Here is a 589-nt window from a genome sequence, read left to right on the forward strand (position 1 = left end):
GCGCGAGCACCGTCCGCGCGGCAGCCGTGTTCCGACGGGGACCTCGTGTCGAATTTCGGTGGAGTGCTTCGCCGATCTGGGCGAGGATCCACGGCGTGTCCGTTCCCGCCCGTCAGATCCGCGCCCGCTACACGGCCGACACCATCACCGTGTACCAGGCGTACTCGCCGCAGATCGCGGCGCCCGCCGTCGTCGCGGGCCGGTTCGTGGCGCCGTTCAAACGTGACCGGATGACCTGGATCAAGCCGTCCTTCCTGTGGATGATGTACCGCTGCGGCTGGGCCACCAAGCCCGGCCAGGAACACGTCCTGGCGGTGGAGATCACCCGGACCGGGTTCGAGTGGGCACTCGCCCGGGCCTGCCTGAGCCACTACGACCGTCACCTGTACGAGAACAAGGTGACCTGGTCACGACAGCTGAAGACCAGTCCGGCGCGGGTGCAGTGGGATCCGGAACGATCGTTGCAGTTGCGGGCCCTGCCGTACCGGTCGTTGCAACTCGGACTCTCCGGCGAGGCGATCGACCGCTACGTCGACGAGTGGACCATCGCGATCACCGACATCACCCCCACCGTCCACGACATCCACGC

At 67.4% G+C, this 589-nt stretch carries 1 protein-coding gene; it reads left to right on the plus strand.

The genetic code is table 11. The features are described from left to right. Nucleotides 1–95: 95 nt before the first annotated feature. A partial coding sequence (locus IH26_RS0152580; RefSeq protein ID WP_030443824.1) for a DUF4291 domain-containing protein occupies nucleotides 96–589 on the plus strand: 494 nt, incomplete at its 3' end.

The sequence above is a fragment of the Actinoplanes subtropicus genome (genome assembly GCF_000721705.1).
In the GTDB taxonomy this organism is placed as follows: Bacteria; Actinomycetota; Actinomycetes; order Mycobacteriales; family Micromonosporaceae; genus Actinoplanes; species Actinoplanes subtropicus.